This is a genomic window from Erwinia sp. MYb416 (assembly GCF_037479575.1).
Lineage (GTDB): Bacteria > Pseudomonadota > Gammaproteobacteria > Enterobacterales > Enterobacteriaceae > Erwinia > Erwinia rhapontici.
The window spans coordinates 1-637 of sequence record NZ_JBBGYT010000100.1; the positions used below are offsets into that span (position 1 = coordinate 1).

The 637-nt window shown below is 49.5% G+C and carries 1 protein-coding gene and 1 pseudogene; both read left to right on the forward strand.

Annotated features, from left to right (window positions below; all coding sequences use genetic code 11):
* Positions 1-198: pseudogene (locus WH277_RS00875) on the forward strand (hypothetical protein); the annotation flags it as partial.
* Positions 195-637, forward strand: a 443-nt coding sequence (locus WH277_RS00880) for a hypothetical protein (protein WP_339503830.1), incomplete at its 3' end; no start/stop codon positions are given. The pseudogene WH277_RS00875 and the gene WH277_RS00880, both read left to right, overlap by 4 nt.

Below are 637 nucleotides of genomic sequence, written 5' to 3' on the forward strand. Positions count from 1 at the left end.
GAACACAACAGAATGCAAAAGGCATTCGACAACCTGATGAACAGCGCAGCTCAATACACTGGCCTGCGTAAAAGCGTTGATGAGAATACTCAGGAAACTGTGGACTCACTTTATCACTATCGCGCAAATCAGCTTTGTGCCCGCATTGCACAAACACTGATGGATAGCCTAACCAGCAAAGGTGAAGCACGTCCATGATTGGTAAATATACTATTCCCCATGCTTTGTCAGGCGCCGCTGCCCTGGTAGTGGCATGTCTGGGTATGAGTAAATTGTATGCAGCAGAGCACGAAGCGCCTGCCGTTTTGAACTTTGCGACCTCCTATCTGCAGCAGCAACAGCAGTCTTCGGCCAAAGTACCTGAGCCTTCATCTTTAGCCAGCGAACCCGGTAAAACGACCAAACCTAAGCAAAAGCCGACCCCTGCAAAGCCCTCCGTAGATCGCGGCCAGATGGCCGCCTTACGACGAGATATCGAAAATAAAACCCGGCAAATTGCTCAAAAAAATGGAGCCATCAGCGCGCTTGAGAAGCAGATTGTTGCACTCAAAAAAACAGCACACGTCCCGGATGCAGTCAATGAAGCACCCCATCTAATCCCTGCAGATAAAGAGGCGATGTTGGATCTGGTTAAGGA